Annotated in this window: 13 protein-coding genes and 1 riboswitch; of the genes, 1 reads left to right on the top strand and 12 read right to left on the bottom strand. The window is 47.1% G+C overall.

The genetic code is table 11. From position 1 onward, the window contains the following. Nucleotides 1-71 precede the first annotated feature (71 nt). From KGF65_RS00640 to dnaE, 11 genes are all read right to left on the bottom strand, one after another. Nucleotides 72-656: an ECF transporter S component gene (locus KGF65_RS00640; protein ID WP_003638852.1), complete on the bottom strand. Its 585-nt coding sequence runs from the start codon at nt 654-656 to the stop codon at nt 72-74. A 123-nt stretch (nt 657-779) separates the two neighbouring features. Continuing rightward, a riboswitch (FMN riboswitch) is annotated at nt 780-901 on the bottom strand. Between the two features lie 54 nt (nt 902-955). Next, nucleotides 956-1,672 carry a pseudouridine synthase gene (locus KGF65_RS00635; RefSeq protein ID WP_050338586.1) on the bottom strand — a complete coding sequence of 239 codons (717 nt, stop codon included), beginning with the start codon at nt 1,670-1,672 and terminating at the stop codon, nt 956-958. Further along, on the bottom strand, nt 1,672-2,271 hold the full coding sequence (scpB, locus tag KGF65_RS00630) for an SMC-Scp complex subunit ScpB (RefSeq protein ID WP_003638854.1): 600 nt from the start codon (nt 2,269-2,271) through the stop codon (nt 1,672-1,674). Before scpB ends, KGF65_RS00635 begins: the two co-directional genes overlap by 1 nt. Then, on the bottom strand, nt 2,258-3,025 hold the full coding sequence (locus tag KGF65_RS00625) for a ScpA family protein (RefSeq protein ID WP_082230249.1): 768 nt from the start codon (nt 3,023-3,025) through the stop codon (nt 2,258-2,260). The genes scpB and KGF65_RS00625 overlap by 14 nt, the downstream gene beginning before the upstream one ends. Beyond that, complete coding sequence (locus KGF65_RS00620) at nt 2,991-3,371, bottom strand: hypothetical protein (protein ID WP_003638856.1); 381 nt, start codon at nt 3,369-3,371, stop codon at nt 2,991-2,993. Before KGF65_RS00620 ends, KGF65_RS00625 begins: the two co-directional genes overlap by 35 nt. A 41-nt stretch (nt 3,372-3,412) precedes the next feature. Continuing rightward, nucleotides 3,413-4,303 (bottom strand): site-specific tyrosine recombinase XerD, encoded by an 891-nt coding sequence (xerD, locus tag KGF65_RS00615; protein ID WP_216748029.1) that lies wholly within the window; start codon nt 4,301-4,303, stop codon nt 3,413-3,415. Between the two features lie 7 nt (nt 4,304-4,310). Further along, a complete protein-coding gene (locus tag KGF65_RS00610) occupies nt 4,311-5,198 on the bottom strand; it encodes a S1 RNA-binding domain-containing protein (protein ID WP_101873433.1) in 888 nt (295 codons plus the stop codon). A 51-nt stretch (nt 5,199-5,249) separates the two neighbouring features. Beyond that, nucleotides 5,250-5,708, bottom strand: a complete 459-nt coding sequence (locus KGF65_RS00605) for a DUF441 domain-containing protein (RefSeq protein WP_021336629.1) — start codon at nt 5,706-5,708, stop codon at nt 5,250-5,252. Nucleotides 5,709-6,909: 1,201 nt separating this feature from the next. Next, nucleotides 6,910-8,670 carry a pyruvate kinase gene (pyk, locus tag KGF65_RS00600; protein WP_050338583.1) on the bottom strand — a complete coding sequence of 587 codons (1,761 nt, stop codon included), beginning with the start codon at nt 8,668-8,670 and terminating at the stop codon, nt 6,910-6,912. 85 nt (nt 8,671-8,755) lie between these two features. Continuing rightward, a complete protein-coding gene (gene pfkA, locus KGF65_RS00595; protein WP_021336630.1) occupies nt 8,756-9,718 on the bottom strand; it encodes a 6-phosphofructokinase in 963 nt (320 codons plus the stop codon). Nucleotides 9,719-9,831: 113 nt separating this feature from the next. Beyond that, nucleotides 9,832-13,182, bottom strand: coding sequence for a DNA polymerase III subunit alpha (dnaE, locus tag KGF65_RS00590; RefSeq protein WP_216748007.1), 3,351 nt, complete (start codon nt 13,180-13,182; stop codon nt 9,832-9,834). Nucleotides 13,183-13,702: 520 nt separating this feature from the next. Here dnaE and KGF65_RS00585 point away from each other — a divergent pair. Next, entirely contained in the window at nt 13,703-13,903 is a 201-nt protein-coding gene (locus tag KGF65_RS00585; protein ID WP_088771227.1) for a YjzD family protein, read from the top strand. Nucleotides 13,904-14,100: 197 nt separating this feature from the next. Here the strand turns inward: KGF65_RS00585 and clpB are convergent, their stop codons facing one another. Continuing rightward, the gene (clpB, locus tag KGF65_RS00580) at nt 14,101-16,704 is read right to left on the bottom strand and encodes an ATP-dependent chaperone ClpB (RefSeq protein ID WP_216748008.1); all 2,604 of its coding nucleotides are present in this window, start codon (nt 16,702-16,704) and stop codon (nt 14,101-14,103) included. Nucleotides 16,705-16,791: the final 87 nt, after the last annotated feature.

The following is a 16,791-nucleotide window of genomic DNA, read 5'->3' as shown; positions in this document are numbered from 1 at the left end:
GCGGTCAAAAAAAAGCAGTCACCATGCAATTACGCAATTGATGACTGCTCACGTTTTTCACGCGTTATTTTTTAAACGCGACTTGTCAATTGATTATGCGTTCCCAACCACTTTGCTAAACGGTTGTAGACTAACCAGAAGACGTTGCCGACCAATAAGCCTTTAATCAAGTTGAATGGGACAACGGCCACTAAGACGATCGTATTCAACGACATGCTTAGCTTCATGCCCATCACTTGTAAGTAAAATGGCAGTACGAACGTCAAGTTGGCTAACGATTCAATGACCGTTAGTCCAATCGTCGCGACGCAAATCGCCAGTGGCATCCGCCACTTTGGATTGCCGCGATAATAGCGCAGCACAGCGGCAAAGGCTAAAATCAGAATAGCCGTACCTAAGAAGCTGGCCAACGAACCAATTAAGTTATAAACTGCAAAGCCAACCATGGCTGAATGCAGTAATAACTTGATGATGGTGATGATGAACGCACCGCCGACGCCGAATAGAAATAGACCAATCAAAATCGGAATATCCGAAAAATCAATCTTCATCCATGGCGCAACCGGCAAAATCGGAAACTCCAGTAACATTAAAATATACGCAATGGCACCGAGTAAGGCTATGCCCACTAGTCGGTGTAACGTTGTATGTTGCATAACGCACCCTCCTATGGGTCATCTTCAATGAACCGCATTACCATTTGTTCAACTAAAAAAATCCGCTCCGATCACACTAACTGTCATCCGGGGCGGACTTACTTGCAACGCTTGGCAAATAAGCTCGATCTTCTTTATACCAGACTTTACTGTCGACTTTGGAATTGCACCAAATCACTATGCACACGCATAGGTCGCGGGTTATTACCGCCGGTCGGGAATTACACCCTGCCCTGAAGATGAACCAATATTTATTTTTACAAGTTCATTGTAATGGCTTCCGTTCAAAAATGCAAGCGTTATCGTTCACCTTTTAACTTACTAATTTCAATCGGCTTCAATTTACGATATTCGCCGGGTTGTAAACTTTGTAAATCTAGAACCCCATACCGTTCACGTTTCAGCTTTGTCACTGGATGACCAACTGCCGCCAGCATTTTCTTCACTTGGTGATTATGGCCTTCGTGAATCGTCAACTGGACTAACGCGTTATTTTTCTTGTGATCACTATCTAACAAATTCGACTTAGCCGGCGCAGTCTTGCGACCATCGATTTCGACGCCGAGCCGTAATTGCTTCAAGTCGGCATTAGTCGGGACGCCTTCAACCTTCGCTAAATAAGTCTTTTTGACCTCGTATTTCGGATGGGTCAGCCGATTAGCTAGTGCACCATCATTGGTCATAATGAGTAAGCCGGAAGTGTCATAGTCCAAACGTCCCACCGGATAGATCCGTTCAGGCACGTCCTCAAAGAAGTCCATGACCGTCTTACGGCCCTTTTCATCGTGAACCGTCGTGACGACGCCCCGCGGCTTGTAAAATAAGTAATACACAAGTTTTTCAGCGTTCAACGGCACACCGTCAACTTCGACGTGGTCATGTGGTTCAACCTTAACGCCCAACGTTGTCACGGTCTTGCCGTTGACTTTCACGTGACCAGAAGTAATCAAGACTTCGGACTTCCGTCGCGACGCAATGCCGGCTTCTGCCATCACTTTTTGTAATCGTTCTGCCATTAGTTTTCCTCACGATTTCCTTTTAGTTTATCCTGAAATGCATTCAAAAATAGGTCGGTTTCTGGAGCGGGATGTTCAGCATCACTCAGCGCCGCCAAATCGATGGCAGGTAAATCGTCGAGTGATTTCAAGCCAAAGTAATCCAAAAACAGTTCCGTGGTCCCATATAGAATCGGTCGCCCAGGTTCATTTAACCGCCCCGTCTCAGTCACGAGTTGCCGAAGTACCAATTTTTGAATCGTCGAGCCACTGTGGACGCCTCGAATCTCATCAATTTCGATTCGAGTCAACGGTTGCCGGTACGCGATGATTGCAAGCACTTCTAGCGAGGCCTGTGACAAACTGGTCGTCAGTGGTGCTTCAAAATACCGTTTCAATACTGGGGCAACTGCGGCCTTAGTCGCCAGCCGATACGTGTTCTCCGTCGATAAAATCATCAACGCACTGTCCTCGTCTTGCTCATAGCGAGTCGCAAGTTCCGTTAGCATCGTGGTGATTGCAGGCTTGGCAAACCCCGTTGCGTGTTCGATTTCAGCCACGGTAATGCCTTCATCCCCAGCAACAAATAATAATCCTTCAATCTGTTCAATGTTCGTCATGCTGTTCATCCTGTCGTAAATATAAATGGATCGGGGTCAGCGGTGCCGCTTGCTGGAGCGACACTTGATCCTGCTTGGTTAATTCTAACACAGCCATAAAGGTTGTCACTAACATTTCATCACTTGCACTGACTGTAAACAAGTCTGCAAAATCCATGCCGTGCGGTTGTTGCTGCAGCTGGGTGGTAATTTGTACCATCCGTTCATCGATGTTAACCGTCTCGGCAACGACCGTCTTGGTGAGCGGTCGCACACGACGCCGTTTTGCCACTAATTGACGAAAGGCGGCTTGCAAATCATCTAACGTGATGCCTGCGGTCAACTTGGGCGCACTTAAATCAGCAGGCACTAACATGGCTTCGCGTGTGAAATGTTGATGCCGTTCCTGTTCCTTGGTCCGCAATTCCCCAGCAGCTTCTTGATAGACCTTATAGGCCAACAATTCAGCCACCAACGAATCACGGGGGTCAGTGTCATCTTCTAAATCCTCGTCATCTTCTGGCTCCGGTTGCGGCAGCAGGAAGCGACTTTTAATGGTCATCAAGGTCGCAGCCATCACTAAATAATCACCAGCAATATCGAGTTTCAGCGCTCGCATGGAATGCAGATAATCTAAATATTGTTGGGTGATGGCCGCAATCGGGATATCATAAATATCCATCTTATTTTGCCGAATCAGATGCAATAATAAATCCAGCGGTCCCTCAAATTCCGAAATCTTAATGGTGATTGGTTGTTGTTCGTCTGTCACGATTACGCTCCCACGCACCCACAATTGGTGCCATTTCTAAAGTTCCCATCACGCGCTGATCCGGGTACAATGCGGCCAATTCATCCAACATCTGATATTGATTGGCCGCCGTTCGTTCTTCTGGTGACAAAGAGTCGTGGTGCAATAAAATAAAATCAGTGCCGACTTCAATGCCCATGATGCCGCAGAAGTCACCGTCGCCTTGCCGCCATAATAGTAATTGGTGGTCATCAGTGGACTGGTACCACTGCATTTCCGTCTGCAAGTGGGCGATGTCTTTAAAGTCAGGAATAAACGACAATAAGCCCATCGCGACCTTCTCGTAATCCTTACGGTATTTTACCAGCACGGTTCCTTCCTCCTTTATTCGTCTGACTGACGCACGGGACACTAGGCCCGCGGATGATACTTATTATAAACTTCAACCAGACGTTTTTTCGTAATATGCGTATAAATTTGAGTCGTCGAAATATCGGCATGCCCGAGTAATTCCTGTACGACTCGTAAATCGGCCCCATTCTCCAAAATGTGAGTCGCAAACGAATGCCGCAATGTATGTGGCGTCACGTTTTTCTCAATACCCGCCGCTTTGACTTCGGCTTTTAAATTCTTCCAGACCCCCTGCCGGCTCAATTTACCGCCGTGATTGTTAATAAACAAATATGAGTTACGACGTTTCGGTGAGGCCAGCTTCGGTCGAGCAGTCTTCAAATACCGGTCGATAAAGTCGATGGCAACGTCACCAATCGGAATGATTCGTTCCTTGTCACCCTTACCAATCGTTTGGATCAAGCCCAAATCTAGGTGCAAGTCGTCCATCGTCAAACTGATCGTCTCGCTCACCCGTAAGCCGGTCGCATACATGACTTCCAATAAGGTCCGGTCCCGCAGTCCGAGTGGCGTATCCAGCTTAGGCACTGCCAGCAGTCGTTCGACCTCGTGTGGTGATAAGACTTGCGGCAAATGCTGCGCCCGTTTGGGGGTATCGATTTTGAGCATCGGATCACTGTCGATGACGTGCATCTGGGCTAAATATTGAAAAAACTTCCGCAAACTAGAAACACTGTGAATGATCGTATTACGGGACTTGCCCGCTTCGTCTAAATACTGCAAATAATTCAAGAGCACGTACCGATCAACCGCCCGGTAGTCCGTCATTTTCTGAGTCGCTAAGTATTGGTTGAACGCAGTCAAATCTTGCGAATAACTCTTGATCGTATTCTCGACTAACCCGCGCTCAACACGCAAAAAATGCAGGTAATCAGCAAGCTGGTCCTGCATTTTTTGATCAATCGTCGGCTTGCTCATCCGATGTTTCAACCAACTTGATTTCACCTGGTTGTTGGCTAATCAAGCGTTGCTTCAGTAAATTCCCGACGGCCCGTTTAAATTGCGACTTGCTGATACCAAAATAATTGCGAATGTCGTTCGGGTCACTCTTATCCCAAAATGGTAGCGTGTGATCCGCTTGATGTTGCAATGCAGCCAGCAACATTTGGGCATCGTCACCAATTTCTTCGTAGCCACGGGGCTTCAAAGATAGATTCAATTCACCATCGCGTAAGAAGCCAATGACCCGCACCTTGACGTGCTGACCCATTCGTGGTTCCTGTTCACGTTCAGAAGGATGAATGAATCCGAGATGATTGTCATCGGTAATGACGGAAGTCCCAGCCATCTTCAAGCGAAAGACCGTTGCCATCGTATCCGTGTTCTTCATTTGTGCCCGGTCATACGGCTTTGAAACCGCTTCAAAGTCCGTTAATTCAGCTAAAGTTGCCCATAAGCGTTGTTTATTGTCCCGAGCTAACTTAACGTATAGTCGGTCATCTTTTTTGGGCCATAACCGACTGATGGTTGGTAATTCATCTAGTGAGACAACTAGGTCCTTATTAGGCAAGCCAACATCAACAAACACGCCTAAATCATGGCGTGTCCGTACGACCGTCCCCCAGACAAAGTGGTCAAACGAAATCTCTGGGACCAGCCGGGTCATTTGCAGGTGATGGTCCTCATTCTCATAAACAAAGCCTTCATACAACCCACCGATATGCAGCGGCTTTTCAGGTTCAGTCTTGTCGACCATCAATGTTTGGCCATCGACCTGTACGAAATACGCGTCGTCATTTTCATCCGTTACCTTCGCAGTAACGACCGTTCCAATAATACTCTCCATGTGATAACTCCTCTGAGCGACTGACATGTGTCGCCGCTCGTCTTCTTGATTTTACTGTAAGCTTAAATGTAAGACTTGAATAATACAATAAGTGATGCCGGCAGCGATAATCGGGCCAGCGGCGACCCCTTTAAGTAATACGACACCCATGATGGTCCCAAAGACCAAGGCCACGGTAATTTCTGGCGTAGCTGACAACAGTCCAACACCATGAAATGACAGCACTGAGACTAAGACCCCACAAGCCACGGCAATCCAACCGACTGGTGACTTGAAGGCGTGCCATAAATCACGAAATCCAATCTGTCCGGTCGCAATTGGAATCAGGATGGCAACTGTAATCACCGTCACACCCCAATTGATGCCTTTTTGGCCAATGGTCGTCAATATTTTGTTCGTATTAGGGATCAACTTAATCAGTAGCACAACCACAGTGGCAATCTGCAAGGATTGATTCTTACCAAACCATGCGACCACTAAGATTGCAAGTAAAAATAACCAGCTTTCCATACGACACCTCACGTGTTATTAATTGTAACTGAAAATGGGTTGAATTACGAGTGTTGTTAGCGTTGACAGCCTAAATTTACGCTTAATCTGTGGGCTCTCGCCGATTTTAGCCGACGCTTCAAGTTCATCCTATGGAAGACATGAATCAGCTTCTACGCGTTCTGCTCGTTAATTTTGCCATGAATCATGATTAAATCATGCCGGTTAGTTCGGATTACTGTTCGTCAGCATTGTTCGTCCTAATCCGACTTCCGGGGCCGGCTGACAATTGCTGGAGCGTAGCCGACATCGATTTGAATTCACGCAGAAACCCACTGCGCAATTTCAAATACGAGTCTTATTCTAAGCCGGAAGCAACCCACTTCCGACTAAGAATAATTTGGCTACTGAGCATTGTCAACCAGCCCCTCCAGTCGGGAAGCCGCTCGAATGGCAGATGAACAGCCACCTATCTGGGTACAATTGACCACTGAATATTGGTAACTGGTCCTTCAGGCGAACTTTTAATTTGGAACCGTTTATGCTTGAGGAGATTTGAGTGCTGAGAACATCACTCAAACAGCGTTCACTATTCTCAATGCCACCAATTTCAGCGGACACGGATCTTGAATTTAGTCGTTAAAATGATTTTCGTTAGAATTCCAGATTTTGCTATCTCAGTCGCCTAGAGAAAATTCTGACAAATTTAATGAAGCTACTCGTCAGAAGCCTTAAAGCATGGATAAAAGATATAGCGATTGTTTGAAACCAGTCTGACAGTTAATACCAAAATGACCGTGCGACAAGGAACCAACGACTAATACAACAAAAAGTTGAGTCCGCAAATGTCCGCCTTTCGAACAGCATCCCGGCTGGAAGGTATTCTGGGCAAGGCCCAGTGGTGAAATTTCACTTAGCAAGCGTTTTTGGCTTGGTTAGTGAAAGACCAGTATTTAAGACGTGGGTTGTCGGCTTAAATCTGTGTCCACCACGTTACGGCCATTGCACAGAATGCCTGGAAGCCGGTGTAGGACGACGCCACGACTGCAAGTTTACGCTAACTCGCACTGTTTCCAGCGGTTCCCAGCTGGCCGACTTTGAACTTAGAAAACAGCATGATTCAATCATAATTCCTGACAAATTAACTAGCCTAATGCGTCCCTTATGTATATAAAAAGCCGTCGCATTGCGACGACTTTTCAGTATCAAATTAAATTTGATCTTAAAGCGCGTTGGAAGCACCGCGGTAAACAAGGCCACGACGTGAGTCAACGGTGATCAATTGACCATCGGAGATAACTGACGTTGCATCCTTAACACCAACGATAACTGGAATCCCCATTGAGATACCAACAACGGCAGCGTGTGAAGTTAAACCACCATTTTCAACAACTAAAGCACTTGACTTTTCGATTGCTGGTAAGTAGTCTTTGTCAGTCGTCTTAGTAACTAAGACGCCGCCTTCAACAGCCTTGTCGATAGCTTCTTGAGCAGACGTTGCGATTACGGCTTTACCGATAACCGTTTCGTCACCGACACCTTGACCATCAGCTAACTTAGAACCAATTAATTGGATCTTCATGATGTTAGTCGTCCCGCGTTCGCCAACTGGAACACCGGCAGTGATCAAGATTAAGTCACCTTCCTTGGCAAAGCCAAGTTCAACAGCCTTAGAAGCAGCTAAATCAAACATGTCATCAGTGGTTTCTGGTTTGTCAGCCACGATTGGTTGAACACCCCAGTTAACCATTAAGCCACGTTGAGTCCGTTCGTCAAAAGTGATTGCTAAGATATCAGCATTTGGACGGTACTTCGAAATCATCTTAGCAGTGTAGCCAGATTCAGTCGCAGCAACAATCGTCTTGATGTTCAAGTTCTTAGCAGCACGGGCAATCGCAATACCGATTGTTTCCGTAACACTAGTCTTGTCGAAACGGTTTAATTGTAATGAGCCGTTTTCAGCTAAAGTGTTTTCAGCCTTTTCGTCGATCTTAGCCATCATGGCAACTGATTCAACAGGGTAAAGACCGTTAGCACTTTCACCAGAAAGCATCGTTGCGTCAGTACCGTCAAAGACAGCGTTGGCAACGTCAGAAGCTTCGGCACGAGTAGGACGTGGGTTTTCTTGCATTGAGTCTAACATTTGAGTAGCCGTGATAACAGGCATACCTAAAGCATTGCACTTCTTGATTAAACTCTTTTGTACCAATGGCACATTTTCAGCAGGAATTTCAACACCCATGTCACCACGAGCAACCATCAACCCATCACAAACCTTAAGAATTTCATCGGCGTTGTCGATACCTTCTTGTGATTCGATCTTAGGGAAGATTTGAACGTGTTCCATGTGCTTTTCTTCAAGTAATTCACGGATGTCTAAGACATCTTGTGGCTTACGTACGAATGAAGCAGCAATGTAGTTGATTTCGTGATCCAAACCAAAGCGAATATCGCTTGAGTCCTTTTCAGTAATCCCAGGTAAGTTGATTGAAACGCCAGGAGCGTTAACGCCCTTACGTGAGCCTAAGACACCGGCGTTTTGAACAGTTGTAACCAATTCGCGGTTAGCTTCGTCCTTTTCGTCGATCTTCATGTCTAATAAACCATCATCAAAGAGGACATGGCCACCTACATGAACATCATCATAGAGGTTCTTGTAAGTAACGGCAATCTTATCATGGGTCGTATCTAATGATTCGTCCATGCTGATACGAACCTTGTCACCGATCTTGTATTCAGATTTTCCGTTAGCTTGAACGGTCGTCCGAATTTCAGCACCCTTAGTATCAAGCATGATACCAACGGTCTTACCCGTAATCTTTTCTGCTTCGTGAACTTTGTTTAAGCGATCCAAATGTTCTTCGTGGTCACCATGTGAAAAGTTGAAACGGAAAATATTTGCGCCGGCTTCGATCAATTTAACAATAGTGTCAGTATCGGTGCTGGCAGGACCAAGTGTTGAAACAATCTTGGTTTTTTTCATAAGAAAAATCTCTCCCTTGAAAGTTTTTATAAAAAGACATTAACGTCATTTTTATCAGATTAAAATAAGAATAAGTGTCGCAGAATTACTTGAATGAGATTTCTTCATTCAGCTTATCTAATGACACTTCAACGTCGTGCTTAGATTCAAATAAATCTAAGATGTTGTGGTTAACTAATTGGTTGTTTTGAATCCCAACTGCTAAGCCACCCTTACCGGCAAGTAAGAGTTCCACAGCGTACGCACCCATCTTGCTGGCCATTACACGGTCTTTAGCAGTTGGGTTACCACCACGTTGCATATGCGCAATGGTGTTGCCACGAGCATCAAAGTCACCATATTCAGATAACTTCTCAACAAATTCCTGGGCACCCATAACGCCTTCAGCTAACACGATCAAGTTACTCCGATGACCATTGGCCCGGTTATGCTTGATCTTGTTGGCGATGGCTTCCATGCTCCAGTCAACTTCTGGAACGACAATTGCAGTCGCGCCAATTGAAACACCAGACCATAAGGCAACGTCACCAGCGCCACGGCCCATAACTTCCACAACGAAAGTCCGGTCATGACTGTGCGCCGTATCATAAATCCGGTCAAGAGCTTGCACGTTCGTATTGACAGCCGTGTCAAAACCAATCGTGAAGTCCGTGTAAGGAATATCGTTATCGATCGTTCCTGGAAGACCGATTGTATTGTAGCCATGTTCTGTCAGGCGCAAGGCACCGTGATAAGAACCGTCGCCACCGATAACAACTAAAGCATCAATACCAAACCGCTTTAATTGTTCGATTCCCTTTAATTGACCTTCTTCATGGGCAAATTCTGGGTAACGTGCGGAGTATAACAAGGTTCCGCCGCGTTGAATGACACCATCTAAGTCGGCTGCTTCTATTTTGTGAATGTCACCGGCAACTAATCCAGCAAAGCCGTAATTGATGCCGTATGCTTCCAACCCTTCTGCCATTGCTTTACCAGCAACTGCACGAACGGCCGCATTCATACCAGGAGCGTCGCCGCCACTGGTTAAAATACCAATGCGTTTCATTTTTTCACCTCAGGCAATAAATTGAGTTCGTAACTCCATAAGTGATTCTAACACTTTTCATGTGGATTGTCTGTTATTTTCGCAAATTAAATTCGTTAAAAAACGCTGTCGTATCAAGGGATAGCGTTCTTCATGACGACATTATCGCGACCTAATAACGTTGTAAGCGCTGCAACCAAATCTGGATTTTCAGCCACCCAATACTGTGAATTTAGTTCAACTGTTCGGTGGGCAGCTGCGGAATAGATCAAAACCGGATTAGGCCCATGAAATTGACTTAAGATTGTTAAAATTTCTTTCTGAGTCCCGGCATCCGCCTGGTCTGGTTGCAACCGTAAAAAGAGTTGCCCGGCTGGTTTTGGTACCTGGTCCGCTAATTGCCAAGTGTTGACGATCACTTGCAAATCGCGCTGTTGCTCCACCTTTCCGCCAATCAAAGCAATCGCTTCTGGCTGCAATTCCGACTGGATGCGTTGAAAAGTATTCGGAAAAATCGTCAAATTGATTTCGCCTGACAGGTCACTGCCAGTGGCAAACGCCATCGGTTGACCCCGCTTAGTTCGAATCGTCCGCACCTTGGTAATATAGACCAATATTTGTGCCGGTTGTTCATTTGTGAGCGTGCTGACTAATTGGGTATGACGTTGCCGTGCGAGCCAGTCGTAAGCTTCGACTGGATGGCCAGAAACGTAGACGCCCAGGGTCGCCGCTTCCTTCTCCAAGCGCTCACGTAACGGCAATTCAGGTTGCTTTTTGATTTTTGGTGCTAATGATTCAAATAAGCTCATGCTATCACCGGCCAATTCGGCACTCGACATAAGTTCGGGCACACTCGTCAGTAATTCCGCACGATTAAGGCCGAATCGGTCAAAAGCACCAGCATAGATCAAAGCGTTCATTAAATCGGTTTTAAGCCACTTGTCATCGATCCGCTGCATGAACTGTTGTAGATTTTTGAACGGCCCGTTGGCTTTACGCTCATCCAGCACGCTCGCAATAAAGTCACGACGCAGGCCTTTAATTGAACTCAACCCAAAGACGATGGCTTGCCCGTTCCAATCAAAATACTGACCACTGCGGTTTATATCGGGTGGCACAATGCCCACTTGGTGTTGGCGAGCCTCGGCCAGATACTGTTTCAGCTTAGTACCGTTACCCAAGACTGAGTTCATCAAGGACGTAAAGAAGGCACCTGGATAATGGACTTTCAGGTAGGCCAATTCGAACGCCATTTTGCTATAGGCGACCGCGTGTGACCGGTTAAATCCGTAATTTGCAAACTGTTCGATATACTGATAGACCTGAACGGCCACGTCGATTGAATAGCCATTCTGCGTCGCCCCAGCAATAAACTGTTCTCGCATCTTATCGATGACCGCCCGTTTTTTCTTACTCATTGCACGCCGCAATAAATCGGCTTCGCCTAGGCTAAAGCCCCCCATCACGGCGGCAACCTGCATGACTTGTTCTTGGTAGACTAAAATGCCATAAGTCGGCCCTAGAATGGGTGCCAGCTGCTCAGCTGGATATGTGACCGGCTCTTGCCCCTGCTTGCGAGCGATAAACCGGTCTATGTTTTCCATCGGCCCCGGACGGTACAATGCATTGACCGCTGCCACTAACTCGAAGTTATCGGGATGCAACCGCCGCAGCACGTTGCGGATTCCCGCCGATTCAAATTGGAACACGCCGGTCGTATCGCCCGCTTGAAACAGTTTGAGCGTCGCGGGGTCGTTCAGGTCAATCTTGGTGATTGCGAACGGTTGCCCAGTCTGACGTTGTACATAATGTAGCGCACTCGCCATTAATGACAAATTCCGTAATCCCAAGAAATCCATTTTTAACAGGCCGACTGCTTCAACCGTATCCTTAGTATACTGAGTCATCATCATGGTCTCACCACCGGCCTGTAACGGTACGATCTCAATTAGTGGCTTTTGACTCAGCACGACGCCGGCCGCATGGGTCGAGTAATGCCGTGGGAGTCCTTCGATTCGCCGCGCCGTTTCAAAGAGCAAGCGATTTTTGCTGGAATCAGCCACTAGATTTTGTAACCGCTGAGAGCCCTGGTAGGCTTGCTGCAACGTGATGTGCAACTGGTTCGGAATCGCCGCGCTCCAATCGCTCATTTCAAAGGTCGACAGTCCGAAGACCCGACCGACATCACGCAAGGCTTGTTTGGCCGCTAGCGTTCCGAACGTAATAATTTGTGCGACCCGGTCGTGCCCGTATTTCTGATGCACGTATTCCAATACTTGTTCACGACGATTGTCCGGAATATCCAAGTCAATGTCGGGCATGTTAGCACGTTTGGCATTCAAAAAACGTTCAAATAACAGGTCATATTGCAAGGGATCGACATCCGTGATCTTCAAAACATAGGCCACTAACGACCCTGCCGCCGAACCCCGCCCAGGACCTGTGGTAATATCGGCCTCATGGGCATAATTCATGACGTCCCACACGATCAGAAAGTAGTCATCAAACCCCATCTGATCAATGACTTTCAGTTCTCGTTCTAGGCGCTCTTGATACACTTGCCTGTCCACGTCGGCTGTCATCGCCGCTAACCGTTGCTGTAATCCTGCCGTACATAATTCACGCAAATAAACATTGGCTGCTTGCCCATCTGGCGTTGGAAACGTCGGTAATTGAGGGGCCTGAAACTGTAATTCAACCTGACACTGCGCAGCAATCTGACTGGTAGCTTCCACGGCGGCTGTTAAGCCCAATCGTTCATAGTCGGCTACGACTCTTGCGCCTGGTCGAAGGTAATCCTTACCGTCAAGCCCCTGCAAGGTCTCTGACTTTTCAATCTGTTGGCCACGGTCAATCGCTTGGAGCACTGTCACTGCAAAATAATCAGTTGTTTTTACGTAATTGACGGGGTCCAACGCAACAATCGGCAAGTTTTGCTGCTGGGCAAATTCAGCCATCGTTGTCCGTAAAACTGGCGCCTGATCTAAAGAGACGCCCAAATAAAGACTGCCCGCATCAACTTGTTCGCGCACCGTCGTCACCCAATCAGCCGCCTGCTGTGCCGCATTTTGAAACAGGAGCGTTGCGATTTCGCTGTTCTTAGCCGGCGTTAAAACCATTAAGTGGTGTAAATAAGGCAAAACTGCCGTCAACGCGAGGGCCTCCGTGGTGGCAGTCTGTTTCATGGTCGAGAGTTGCATCAAGTTCTGATAGCCAGCCTGGTCCTTAGCTAGAACCACCAAGCTAAACGGCTGGTCGGTCAATTGTAGGCCGGTTAGATTTAAGGTAATGCCCAAGATGGGGGCAATTTCCGCCTGTCGACAAGCGTTGTAAAAGTCAACGATTCCGTACATCACGTCGATATCGGTCAACGCTAGTGCCGGATAGCCCTGCTGCTTAGCGGTCTGCACTAATTCGGAGATGGTACTGGTACTTTGCAATAAACTGAACGTGCTCAGGACTTGCAACGGAATATATTGTGCCATTTTGCTGCGCCACTCCCTTCTTAATTTTGATTAAATAAAATCATGTGGGTTAAATAAACGATTCAGGTTAAGTATATCAGCTGACTGACGCGTTTCGCACGCATCAATATTACGCGGTTATTAAACTATTGGCTAACACCGTACTTGCCGGTCCTAGCCCACCTGATCGTTGGTCAATTAACATTATACCAAACAGTTGTTCTAAGCGGCAGTCAAAGGATTTAAAACCATGACTTTTGCGTCAGAAGCACTATCAGTTACAAGCCAACATGTCCGCCGTAATTAAGATAAGGCTAACTGTCGTGCGTGATTACAGTATGTCCCAATGGCCGCATTCGTGCTTTTTCACCTCAACGAACCAGTCACAATAACAAGTGCGACCTGTTCCAAATCAATCATTTGAGGGCGTCATTTATCCGCAAGCACCGACCAACCATAATTTGAGGCGAGAACCCGTTAACGTCCAATTGCTTTTTCCCGCCGGTGTGTTAAAATAATTCTCATTGGGAGGTGTCGGAAAATGATGAGACAACTAACGATTATTTTTTGGAGCGTGCTCTTCGGTGAAGTCATCGGTTATATTGGTGGCGCCTTGGAACAATTATCCTATAATCCTGGTGAAATTGGCATCGTTGCCGCAGTCTTTGCGTTAATCGTTGTCAACAGCATCACCTACATTACTAATCATTCCCAACCCGCTAAAGGTTCAGAAAATAAGTAATCAAAAATTCACAAGCGGCCTGGATGATCAATGATCCGTGTCGTATACAAATAGGACGGAAAACCAAATTTGGTTTTCCGTCCTATTTGCTTTGTTTCAAGTTGATTGTTAAAAGCGAGTTGCAAGCAGTCATCCGATTGGCCATTTGCACAATAATCAGATGCAACGCATGACAAGCAGACGCCTATTGAACCGACTTATACCGGTTGCGTTGCCTGATTTTCAAATACCAAATGGTCATCCAACAAATTGATGGCAACAGTTGATTTTGGTGCCACCCGACCGGCGATGATTTCCTTGGCTAGTGGCGTTTCGACGTGATTGGTGATAAAGCGCCGCAACGGCCGTGCACCATAAGCAGGTTCATAACCCTGCTTAGCGATCCACTTCTTAGCTTCATCGGAAATCTTCAGGGTAATCTCCCGGTCTTGTAGTCGAGCTGACAAGCGGTCGATCAGCTTAACGACGATTTCTTCGATTGCGTCTAATTGTAGCGGCGTAAACATGATAATATCATCGATTCGATTCAAGAATTCAGGCTTGAATCGACTTTGAACCAACTGCATGACTTGTGAATGGGTTTCGTCTGACAAATGACCTTGGTCGTCGACGCCCGCTAACAACAATTCGGACCCCAAGTTGGAAGTCATGATCAGAATCGTATTCTTAAAGTCGACTGTCCGACCCTGGCCATCCGTCAACCGGCCATCGTCAAGCACTTGCAGTAAGATATTGAAGACGTCTGGGTGGGCCTTTTCAATTTCGTCGAATAAGACGATTGAATACGGATTGCGGCGAACCGCTTCAGTTAATTGGCCACCTTCTTCGTAGCCGACATAACCGGGGGCTGCCCCGACGAGCCGTGAAACGGATTCTTTCTCCATATATTCACTCATGTCGATTCGAACCATGTGGTCATCGGCATCGAACAAGTTCTCAGCCAAAGCCTTGGCTAATTCAGTCTTCCCGACCCCAGTTGGTCCGAGGAACATAAATGAACCGAGTGGCCGATTGGGATCTTGTAAGCCGGCCCGTGACCGCAAGACGGCATCGGATACCGCGTCAACGGCCGCGTCTTGGCCGACGACCCGTTCGTGCAAGTGGTCTGCCAAATGCAGCAACTTCTCCCGTTCACCAGCAACTAACTTGGCTACCGGAATGCCAATCATCCGCGAAACCACGTTGGCAATCTGGTCAGGGGTGACCGATTCTTCAACTAACCAATCTTCATGATGGTCATTGGCTTCCATCGCCTTTAATTCTTGTTCTAATTCTGGAATCGTACCGTGCTGCAGTTTGGCCGCCTTTTCCAGATCATAATTACTTTCGGCAGTTTCCAGCTCATGTTTAGCCTTATCAAGCGCGGACTTCTTATCGCTCAATGCTTGCAGGCTCTTCTTTTCACTGTCCCACCGTTCTGATAAGGCGCGTTGTTTTTCTTTGGCGCTGGCCAGTTCTTTTTGAACATCACCTAACCGTTTGACAGACGCGTCATCGGTCTCTTTTTTGAGCGCCGCTTCTTCGACTTCTAGCCGCATCAATTGGCGGTTAACTTGGTCCAGTTCAGTCGGATTCGAGTTCATTTCGACCCGAATTTCGGCGGATGCTTCATCGACCAAGTCCAAGGCTTTGTCTGGCAAATACCGGTCAGTAATGTAGCGGTCGGATAACTTAGCCGCCGCAACTAAGGCATTATCGTGAATACGAACGCCATGGTGAATTTCGAAGCGTTCCTTCAAGCCCCGTAAAATACTGATGGTATCGTCGACGCTTGGTTCTGCAACGAGCACTTTTTGGAACCGCCGTTCGAGTGCCTTATCCTTTTCCATGTACTGACGATATTCATCTAAGGTCGTGGCCCCAATCAAATGGAGTTCGCCCCGTGCGAGCATTGGCTTGAGCAAGTTACCGGCGTCCATACTGCCTTCTGTCTTGCCCGCGCCCACGATATTATGAATTTCATCAATGAACATAATGATCTGGCCATCACTCTTCTTGATTTCCTTCAATACCGCCTTCAACCGCTCTTCAAATTCACCACGGTACTTGGCGCCGGCAATCAGGGAACCCATATCTAGTGAGAATAACGTTTTATCTTTCAAATTTTCGGGAACGTCACCGCGAACGATTCGTTGGGCTAGCCCTTCAACGATGGCCGTCTTCCCAACACCTGGTTCCCCAATTAAGACCGGATTGTTCTTGGTCTTACGTGATAAGATTCGAATCACGTCCAAGATTTCTTCGTCCCGGCCAATGACGGGGTCCTGGTTACCTTGCCGGGCTTGTTTGACCAAATCGACCCCGTACTTTTCTAAGACCTGATATTGGTCTTCTTGGTTGCGGGACGTCACCCGTTGACCGCCGCGAATCCGGTCGACCGCATTCTTAACTTGACCCGCAGTAATCCCTTGACTGGTCAAGTATTTGGTCAGCTGATCACCCGTTTGATCCATTAAGGCGAGTGCCAACGTGTCGGTTGCCAGGTAGTCGTCACCTAAAGATTTGCGTTTGGCATCAGCCGTCTGCATCAGCGTTGCCAAACTACTGCTCATGGTGCTGCCATACTGGACGTTGCCGCCACTAACGACCGCGATATCATCTAATTCACGGTCCAATTCTTGTTGTAACTGGTCCAAATCGGCGCCAGCTTCACTGAAGATTTGGCGAACGAGTTCACCTGGTTGCGTCAAAAATTTAAATAAATGGGGCACGCCAATCTCTTGGTGCCGCCGGGTTTGGGCGATATGTTGCGCCTCTTGTAAGGCTTGTTGTAAGCTTTCTGTAAATTGTTCTGGATTCATAATTCAAAGACCTCCTCAAAAACGGTAGCAAAAAGGCAGCCGTCATAGCTGCCAATGTTTGTTTGACCTTTATTGACTATTAAAGTA

This window comes from Lactiplantibacillus sp. 30.2.29 (assembly GCF_018991255.1).
Taxonomy (GTDB): domain Bacteria; phylum Bacillota; class Bacilli; order Lactobacillales; family Lactobacillaceae; genus Lactiplantibacillus; species Lactiplantibacillus pentosus.
Note: the sequence above shows the minus strand (reverse complement) of the source record. Positions and strands in the feature narration are given on the sequence as shown.

What these genes read in the sequence shown, in the direction of transcription:
- KGF65_RS00640 (WP_003638852.1), bottom strand. Translation starts at nt 656, where the DNA reads ATGCAACATACAACGTTACACCGACTAGTGGGCATAGCCTTACTCGGT.
- KGF65_RS00635 (WP_050338586.1), bottom strand. Translation starts at nt 1,672, where the DNA reads ATGGCAGAACGATTACAAAAAGTGATGGCAGAAGCCGGCATTGCGTCG.
- scpB (WP_003638854.1), bottom strand. Translation starts at nt 2,271, where the DNA reads ATGACGAACATTGAACAGATTGAAGGATTATTATTTGTTGCTGGGGAT.
- xerD (WP_216748029.1), bottom strand. Translation starts at nt 4,303, where the DNA reads ATGCAGGACCAGCTTGCTGATTACCTGCATTTTTTGCGTGTTGAGCGC.
- KGF65_RS00610 (WP_101873433.1), bottom strand. Translation starts at nt 5,198, where the DNA reads ATGGAGAGTATTATTGGAACGGTCGTTACTGCGAAGGTAACGGATGAA.
- KGF65_RS00605 (WP_021336629.1), bottom strand. Translation starts at nt 5,708, where the DNA reads ATGGAAAGCTGGTTATTTTTACTTGCAATCTTAGTGGTCGCATGGTTT.
- pyk (WP_050338583.1), bottom strand. Translation starts at nt 8,670, where the DNA reads ATGAAAAAAACCAAGATTGTTTCAACACTTGGTCCTGCCAGCACCGAT.
- pfkA (WP_021336630.1), bottom strand. Translation starts at nt 9,718, where the DNA reads ATGAAACGCATTGGTATTTTAACCAGTGGCGGCGACGCTCCTGGTATG.
- dnaE (WP_216748007.1), bottom strand. Translation starts at nt 13,182, where the DNA reads ATGGCACAATATATTCCGTTGCAAGTCCTGAGCACGTTCAGTTTATTG.
- KGF65_RS00585 (WP_088771227.1), top strand. Translation starts at nt 13,703, where the DNA reads ATGATGAGACAACTAACGATTATTTTTTGGAGCGTGCTCTTCGGTGAA.
- clpB (WP_216748008.1), bottom strand. Translation starts at nt 16,704, where the DNA reads ATGAATCCAGAACAATTTACAGAAAGCTTACAACAAGCCTTACAAGAG.